A 6,827-nucleotide genomic window follows, 5' to 3' on the forward strand; every position below is an offset into this window, starting at 1 on the left:
ATTAGAACATTTTATAAATAACTCTTTTCAACTTTAATGTCATTTCTTCAAAATGATCCTTACAATAAGAATCGTATGGATAAATCTCTATTTCAACATTCTTTTGTAAAGACAAATTTACATATCTATCCAGATAGGATTTAATGAAGGGGAATATATTATACTGATATAATACTCTCTCTCTTGCCTCTTTAATATAAGGTAATTTTTCTTGATAATATTCATCTATATTATCAAGAATATCCCGTATACGGGATATCGAAGTCGTAACATCAGCAATATCAATCACAACTAAAGACTCTTCACTGAAATATTTAGTAATATTTTTACATCCATAATATATTGGCACAGTATACCCCAAAAAAGCATCAGCAATTTTCTCTGTCCAATAATCTTTTATACAGGAATTTTCAATACAAATAGAAAATTTATATGGTAACAAAGCATCTTTTTTATCCTCAATTGCACATATGCCTCTACCAAAGTAATCAAGTCCATCCTTTACTTCATTCTGTAAAACATTTAACCATTTTATTCGTTTTTTATGTCCTGGAAGAAATGTTCTATTCGATGTTACAAATGATATTTTATTTAATTTAGCAGGGACTTCTAATTTCTCAATTTGATCATAAGTCAAAGAAGGAGACGAGGTATGAAAATTATACCCAAAATACCAAGGCAAAGCTTGCTGATCACTATGATTATTTTTTCTTTTTAATGCATGGGAGGAGATTATATGATCAAATATATTTAAAAAACTAGAAGAATAAGCCTTCACAATAGAAGGTTCACCCGATATAAAAAACAATCCTCCAGATCTATATCTTAATTTATATTTTTCTGTTATATTTTCATATATCACAACAGCATCCCAAATTATATCTTCTTTAGAATTAAAGAAAAATTCGTATCCCTCTAAAAGCCATTTAGAAGAGAGTTGCTTCTTAAAGAGATCAGCTATTGGTGAAATAATATTTATTTGGATATATTTATTTCTCATATCAATTTTAATTCTTGAAAAACAGACTTCCATAAAAATCCGACTTGCGTTATATCATAGTTTTTCACAAGCTCTTGAGCACGATTTGCCATTTTTTCTCTTTTTTCATCATTAATAGCTAATTGGATTATACGTTTTGCGTATAACTCAAAATCAAAAGCTGGAACAATAAATCCTGTTTCATTATCATGAATAAGATCGTATATGGCAGAAAATGTATTAAAACCGATGATGACAGTTTTTAATTCCATTGCTTCAAGAAAAACAGTCGGCAATCCTTCTACATTTGATGTTAAACACAAAATACTTGCTTCTTTGATATAAGGAATAGACTTTTGATATCCTACAAAATGGATTCTATCCAAACTTAACTTATTAGATAATGATAAGCACCTATTACGATCTGGCCCATCACCAACTATTATAAGTTCCCAATCAGTAAGAACAAGATAGACCTTCTTCCAAATATATAATAATCGATGAACTCCTTTTTCTTCCGAAAGTCTGCCAACATACAATATTTGCTTTTTCTTTTTTATTAGAATATTATCGTTTAATACAGGTTTAGGATTAGGTATCGCCACCACTTTTGGAGAACTTTCTAAGCCTGCTAAATTCAAATATTCTATCACATACTTATCGGATAATACGACAATTCTGTCATACATTTTCAATGCATATCTAATTCTCACTTTCACAATCTGCTTTAATATAAATAAATAAACACTTTGAAAACGCCATTTAAGAAAATCCTGAAAAGAAATTATACTATGCCAATCCTTTTCTCTTAATAATATTTTTTTATTTTGAACAACCAAATTTGGTGTACTATGCAAAAGTTCAAATATATATATTTGAACTTTTCGTTTCTTTATATAATAGAGAAACCGTCTCAAATAATTAACAGGAATATTTAAATTAAAAATTACATCTATATTCTTTTGTTCTAAAAAAGAAATTACATCTTTAATATTTCTATCAGTATTATAAGTTCCAAAATCTTTCACCTTTAGTCCTTCCACCAAATCATTGCAATCTTCTACGTCTGATTTCCAATAAATATTAAACAAATTACATGCAATACCATTTGATTTAAAATAATGAGACAGTTGATTATAGAAAACAAACCAACCGTCATTTTTTCTCATTTGTGTTCCTGTAAGTAATAATATATTCATCTCCGATATTTCAACAGACACAACAAGCGAACGTCAAGAAAAATTATACTTTTTATATTTATACAGACTATTCACTCCTTTTCAATCCCTAAACATATAATTCAATCTAATAACTCCCAAACAATCTCAAACCATTAATTAAAAAACTATTACCCAGTACTACAATGATCTTATTAAGCACATTCCACAATTATTTTATCTTTCTTGCAATTAAAAAACAAGTTGTAGAAATATTCTTTCCATTAAGCTTCTCAAACGGATATATACATTTCATTAATTTCCAGATTCTTTTAATAACCTTCGCAAAAAAATTCTGCACTTTAGGTTGATCAGAATCTGTCCAAAAATCCATTCCCCCTATCCATCCACATGAAAGATATTCAAATTCAAAACCATTTTGATCAAGAATTTCCTTCCAATAAAAAGGGTCCATATTTTTTATTACATGTCTTTTTAAATTGGGGGTATCAAACAAGAGATGGAATAAATATTGCATTTTCCCTTTAAAATTAGGTGTCTCCAATACCAAATAACCTCCATCAGATAAAAGAGAAACATGCTTCAATAATACTTCTTCTAAATTTGTAAAATGCTCTATAAAACCAAAAGAAGAAACAATATCATATTTTCGAGATGATGTCATAGACAGAAAATCTTGACAATAAATATCATCAACTACATATCCATATTTTTCTAAAGTTGATTTTATTTGAGTTACTTTTGGATTAAGATCAATCCCATTCAATCTATATCCAATCTCTCCAAAAACAGTAAGAAATCGGCCAGGGAAGCATCCAATTTCTATGGCATCTCCCCCCTTAGATGGAGGTATAAATTGTTCCAAATACAAACGGATAGGATCTTTTGCATTAATTTTCGCGATCTCTGTATAAACATAAATTTGATCCCAATATCGTTGATCTACTATATTTGCCATACTATAATTTTAACATACTATCTAAACAAATACCTTTACTCTGATTTCTTATCACAAAAAACGGCTTCAAAAATAAACGGATTTTTAATCTTAACGGAATTTGAGGAAAACTATCCACATAATTCCGCAAGCAAATAATACCTGCTTTTATTACATCAAAAAAAGTACAACTAGACATCAGGTCTATGACTCTATATGTATCCTCTGATAATCCCCTAATATCCTTCATTCGTTTATAAAAAATCTGAACGTTTTTTCTTTTGTTAATATCAAACCATGAAAAAATCGCTTTAAGAACCCCTATATAATCATCAAATATCCTCAATTTATGTAGGCGAGGGGAAAAAGATGATGCTTTAGGATGTCTCCTCCAAGAGACAAGCATTTCATCTAAATAAACAACATTTTTATTATCTCCTCTAAATGCAAGAATAGGTAATAGGGAATCAAACCAAATATGTTTAGATAACCCACAAACATCATTTGAATACAAAATATCCCTTTTGAAAAGGAGTTGATGTCCCCATACGATCAGATCTAATATAGACACGATTTCTGAAACTAAAATTTCTTTTGTTATTAATGGAGCCACATATTTACCATCCTGATCACAAATAGCCGAGTTAGAATAGATTAAATTCTTTTCTCCTATTGCACTTAATAACTTTTCAATCTTATTAGAGATCCATATATCATCTTGATCGGAATAGGCTATATAATCACCTTGAGCCATATAAAAACCACTAAGAATATTACTAGTAATTCCCATATTTATATCATTTTTAACAAGATGAACAATAGGATAAGTTTCAGTATATTCTTTTACTATCGCCACTGTATTATCAGTCGATCCATCATCTTTGACTATCACTTCATAAATTGGATATGTCTGATTCAATATCGAATCTAATTGCTCTTTGATAAACTGTTCTCCATTATATGTCGCAACAACCACGGATACTTTCAACATAAACTTCTATTTTTTATAACACACAAACACTCTTTTAATATTTTAGACCCTAATAATCTCAACAACAAAATATACAAAATAACAGATAAACAAATCTTTCCGAATAATAAAAGATACAGGTTAGTCACTCCATTTAATATGCAATCTACTATAATAAAAGTCAATATACTAATAATCAAATACGGCGCAATATCCCTACTTATAGTAATTAAACCTATTGGTAATTCCTTCTTTACAGAATGATGCCAAAAAAGAATACTAAGAAAGTAAATTCCAATATATCCAATCACCATATTAAATATACCAAAAGGATATAGTATCCACACTACCAATATTTGAAGTAGTCCAATAAAAACCATACCAAACAAGTAGATATCAGACCGAGAATACGTCATTAACAGGTTCACATATAGCTGAGATAAATACCCCATTGCCCCCCAAAGGCAAAATAATTGAAGGAAAGGAACACTATCTAACCATTTTTCGCCTAATAGAATCCATATAAATTCTTTTGCCACAAAAGCCAATCCCAACATTACAGGGAAAGATATAAATGCTCCAAAACGAACCATTTTTCTAAAAACAAGAACTTGCCTTTCTTTATCATCCATTACCTGAACTAATATAGGCTGTGCTACCCCATTAATCATTCCTCCTATCAATTGATACCCCATCACCATCCATTTCTGTCCCTGTGAATAAAACCCCAATTGCTGAGGACTATAAAATTTCCCCAAAACAACAGAAAAAATATTATTACTTATCTGTGTAAATATATTTGTCAATATCAATTTCGAGCTAAAGCCAAACATTGATTTTAGTGGATGCAAATTTATTTGGAATACAGGTTTCCATGGAGCATAAATGAATTTCAATAATGATCCCATTCCTATATACGTTGTCGTTTGTATCGCCAACCCATAATAAGTAAATCCATTCAAAGCCAAAATCACCCCTATAGTCCCTGAGCAGATTAATGATATGATATCGATTTTTGCTCGCTCTTTGACCATCAAAGTCTTAAACAAATAAGCATTTGAGGCTATGCCAAAGCCGCCAAACAAAAAACCTAAAAAGACAACACGAGACAAACCGATCAGCTCAGGTTTATCATAAAACTTCGCAATCAACGGTGCACAAAAGAAAAGAATCAAATAAAAGACAACTCCGGTCAATGTACTAAACCAAAAAACAGCATTGTAATCTTCGTGACGGATTTCTTTTTGATTGGTTAAGGCAGCAGTAAAACCGCTCTCTTGAATAGTAGAAGCTACAGCACTAAAAATAGCAAGCATTCCGACCATTCCATAATCAGAGGCATTCAATATACGAGCCAAAACAAGACCGAACACCAAGTTTAGTACTTGCTGCGCTCCATTACTCAGCCCTCCCCAAAAGAGTCCCTTAGCTGTCTTTTCTTTCAGCGTTTGCTCTGCCATCTATTCTTTCTCTCCGTTTGCAGTATTCAATCTTAACCCCGTTTTTGTATTAAGTGGAGAAATCACCGAATGCCCCAAGTCGCTTTCCAATTGCTTCCGGGCCGCTTCGGCAGCTTTTCCGCCTTGTTGGGCAATTAATGCGTGTTCCTAAAATATTGAGGATCCTTTTCTTTTGACAACTCCGTGGTAGCAGCTTCTGCCAACATATTGAGGGCAAGTTCGGTATTCGTCATATTATCACGGAGATGTTACCGGACCACGTTTTGTAAATAATATCTGTCAGGGTAGCGAACTGCACACCTTCTTGTAGGCCGTGTCGTTTCCATTCGTCCGTCAGGTCTTTACGGATTTCGATGCTTTTGAACCGTTGGTTAATCCAATTATCTGAATAACCTAAGGCTTTATATTCCATTATTGCCCGATCGATCGTCAGCTCCGGGTCTTGCATCTCGTCCAAACGTTCTTTGGCGACCTGCGCCATCCAGAATTTAAACGGCTCGGCTTTGGGAGATGGGATGGACTGGATCAGGCGAAATAACTGCTCCGTTGTGGCGACATCGGTTTTATAATATTTACCGTCTACTGATGGTAATTTCAGTTGTACGATTTGAGCGTACAACTGACTTCCTTCTACTGATAACTTCCGTTTTAAGTCACTCCAATACCTACGTGGGTTCTCACTATCCGTCAGTACACCCACTACATCAACAATGGAGAAATACCATTCTTCCGTCTCGTCGTCCCAGACTGTACGGACCTTTTTCTCTTCGAATATTTTAATTGCATCTTTCTTTGTCATTCCCTTGTTCCTTCAACCGCCTATCAAGATGTTCTATTTGTTCCATGCCCATGAAACTATTGTTTCGTCATCAGGTTTACTTTACGAGCGTAGAAAAGAGCTTCCTTGACAGATTTGCATTTTGTTATGATTTCCACATAATGTCGCCAAGGTATAGGAAATATAATTGCCGGTAGTTTCAATTCTCCACCAGCTTGGTGGAGAATTATATCTTCCTGTGAATAAAACAGATACCACTTCTTTATATTTGACCTACAGTTTCAATACGAAAGAACTTTTTTAGGGTCATCGCTTTTTTACCACCCAACGCCCCGTCCGCTTATTTCCTCCAATACGTTCAATATAACCTTTCTCGCGTAGTTTACGCAAGTATTCTTTGACTGTATCAAGCCCCATTTCCAAGCGTTCGGCCATTTGAGTACGGGACAAAGTGGCTTCGGCTGACAAGAGAGTCAAAAAACGTTCTTCCAGTTCCGTCAAATCACTCTCAACTGGGGGGGTGGC

Annotated in this window: 6 protein-coding genes and 1 pseudogene; all 7 read right to left on the minus strand. The window is 32.9% G+C overall.

Features of this window, described 5'->3' with window-relative positions; genetic code table 11:
* Position 1: 1 nt before the first annotated feature.
* A complete protein-coding gene (locus DWW90_RS16560) occupies positions 2-1,000 on the minus strand; it encodes a glycosyltransferase family 10 (RefSeq protein WP_158582858.1) in 999 nt (332 codons plus the stop codon).
* Positions 997-2,178 carry a glycosyltransferase gene (locus DWW90_RS16565; protein WP_122345755.1) on the minus strand — a complete coding sequence of 394 codons (1,182 nt, stop codon included), beginning with the start codon at positions 2,176-2,178 and terminating at the stop codon, positions 997-999. The genes DWW90_RS16560 and DWW90_RS16565 overlap by 4 nt, the downstream gene beginning before the upstream one ends.
* 190 nt (positions 2,179-2,368) lie before the next feature.
* Positions 2,369-3,115, minus strand: a complete 747-nt coding sequence (locus tag DWW90_RS16570) for a bifunctional 2-polyprenyl-6-hydroxyphenol methylase/3-demethylubiquinol 3-O-methyltransferase UbiG (protein ID WP_122345756.1) — start codon at positions 3,113-3,115, stop codon at positions 2,369-2,371.
* Position 3,116: 1 nt separating this feature from the next.
* Complete coding sequence (locus tag DWW90_RS16575; protein ID WP_122345757.1) at positions 3,117-4,085, minus strand: glycosyltransferase; 969 nt, start codon at positions 4,083-4,085, stop codon at positions 3,117-3,119.
* Positions 4,079-5,524, minus strand: coding sequence for a lipopolysaccharide biosynthesis protein (locus DWW90_RS16580; RefSeq protein ID WP_122345758.1), 1,446 nt, complete (start codon positions 5,522-5,524; stop codon positions 4,079-4,081). The genes DWW90_RS16575 and DWW90_RS16580 overlap by 7 nt, the downstream gene beginning before the upstream one ends.
* Positions 5,525-6,323, minus strand: a pseudogene (locus DWW90_RS16585) (Bro-N domain-containing protein).
* 285 nt (positions 6,324-6,608) lie between these two features.
* Positions 6,609-6,827 (minus strand): Lrp/AsnC family transcriptional regulator (locus DWW90_RS16590; protein WP_147382443.1); only part of this gene is annotated, 219 nt, incomplete at its 5' end.

Source organism: Parabacteroides sp. AF17-28 (genome assembly GCF_003479205.1).
GTDB classification, from domain to species: Bacteria; Bacteroidota; Bacteroidia; order Bacteroidales; family Tannerellaceae; genus Parabacteroides; species Parabacteroides acidifaciens.

What these genes read in the sequence shown, in the direction of transcription:
- DWW90_RS16560 (WP_158582858.1), bottom strand. Translation starts at nt 1,000, where the DNA reads ATGAGAAATAAATATATCCAAATAAATATTATTTCACCAATAGCTGAT.
- DWW90_RS16565 (WP_122345755.1), bottom strand. Translation starts at nt 2,178, where the DNA reads ATGAATATATTATTACTTACAGGAACACAAATGAGAAAAAATGACGGT.
- DWW90_RS16570 (WP_122345756.1), bottom strand. Translation starts at nt 3,115, where the DNA reads ATGGCAAATATAGTAGATCAACGATATTGGGATCAAATTTATGTTTAT.
- DWW90_RS16575 (WP_122345757.1), bottom strand. Translation starts at nt 4,085, where the DNA reads ATGTTGAAAGTATCCGTGGTTGTTGCGACATATAATGGAGAACAGTTT.
- DWW90_RS16580 (WP_122345758.1), bottom strand. Translation starts at nt 5,524, where the DNA reads ATGGCAGAGCAAACGCTGAAAGAAAAGACAGCTAAGGGACTCTTTTGG.